Here is a 1340-nt window from a genome sequence, read left to right as displayed (position 1 = left end):
TTTATATAGTTACCGCGTGTTAGGTCCATGGGGTAGCGGATGGTCTACCGATATTATTGCAGGTATCGATAAAGCTGTACAAGATGGAATGGACGTTATTAACTTGTCATTGGGTGTTGCCGTAAACGATCCGTTAATGCCAGAATCCATTGCTATTAATAATGCTACACTTGCTGGTGTGACATGTACAGTAGCAGCAGGTAACTCAGGGCCGGGTGAGAAAACGCTTGGTTCTCCAGGAACAGCCGCATTTGCTATTACAGTTGGAGCAAGCGACTTCCCAGTGGGCATTCCTACAGCATCGGCGACCGTTGGCAATGAAACGTTCAACAACATGAAGCTGTTAGGTAAAGGTTTTCATGATAAGTTAGAAACGTTAGTAAACCAATCATATCCGATCGTCCATGTTGGTTTAGGTGGGGAGAACGATTATAAAGATGCTAATGGTCAACCAATTGACTTAACAGGAAAAGTTGCATTAATTCAGCGTGGTTCGTACACATTTGTCGATAAGGTAGTCAATGCTAAAAAAGCAGGAGCAGTCGCTGTGATTGTGTATAACAATGTTGATGGCGAAATCGACCAGTATCTGGCTAATGAAACCAATTTCATCCCTGCTTTTCGTTTAACGAAGGCGGATGGAGAGCGTTTAAAAGCAGCAGCAGGATCTTCTTCCATCACTTTTAGTAATATTGGTTCAGTTGTGACAGAAGGAAATCATCTAGCGGGCTTCAGCTCAAGAGGACCTGCTACGAAGAACTATGACATCAAACCTGATGTAGTAGCACCTGGTGTATCTGTCTATTCCACTTATCCGGAATACGTTCATAGTCCAGAAGACGGAATCGATTATTCGTCAGCATACGCACGTATTTCTGGAACATCGATGGCATCGCCTCATGTAGCTGGTATGGCTGCTCTTATTTTACAAGCACATCCAGACTACACTCCGTTTGATGTGAAAGCGGCGTTAATGAATACATCAGATAAATTATCTAGCGATTATTCTGTATATGAAATAGGAGCAGGATTAGTCGATGTAAAAGAAGCCGTTCATGCAGATGTATCTGTTAAAGTTATGGACAAGACTCAAAATAAAGATGAAAACGGCAGCCTTGTCACGATTGACGAAGAAACAGGTTCAATTGCTTATGGTACGATTTATAGAAAAGAAAACGATACGAATGAAGACAGTCGAAAAATGGTTATTAAAAATAAAGGAACCGGGCAAAAAGCTTTTGATATCAGTTATGAATATTCGAAGGCTAAAAGTGGGGTTCTTGACGCAGTGTCCAATAAGGTAGAAATGACAACATCTGCTCAGTCGATTACTGTTGAAC

At 41.5% G+C, this 1340-nt stretch carries 1 protein-coding gene; it reads left to right on the top strand.

From position 1 onward, the window contains the following. Positions 1-1340 (top strand): S8 family serine peptidase (locus AC1DOS_RS20135; protein WP_477538911.1); only part of this gene is annotated, 1340 nt, incomplete at both ends.

Source organism: Paenisporosarcina sp. P5_A11, assembly GCF_056400705.1.
Note: the sequence above shows the minus strand (reverse complement) of the source record. Positions and strands in the feature narration are given on the sequence as shown.